1 protein-coding gene is annotated in these 222 nt (G+C 50.9%); it reads left to right on the plus strand.

Translation table 11 applies throughout. The features are described 5' to 3' along the window. A partial coding sequence (locus AF337_RS44715; protein WP_210168089.1) for a hypothetical protein occupies nucleotides 1-222 on the plus strand: 222 nt, incomplete at both ends.

Here is a 222-nt window from a genome sequence, read left to right on the forward strand (position 1 = left end):
TGGCTGGGTGGCGGCTTCTTACATCTTGGCGGCAGCCCTGTTGTTTCTTCACGAAAGCATGGCAGCAATTTTGTTAGCCAATCTAATCCTCTTGGACTTGACGTTTCGTCCGAAACTGCTTTTTCGTGTCTCTATTCTTCCGTGGATCGTTGCCGCTGCCCTCATATTTGCCTGGCGTGAGTCACTCTGGAACATCGTTTTACCAGATTGGGACGCCGTCCA

This window comes from Rhizobium ecuadorense, assembly GCF_001187535.1.
Lineage (GTDB): Bacteria > Pseudomonadota > Alphaproteobacteria > Rhizobiales > Rhizobiaceae > Rhizobium > Rhizobium ecuadorense.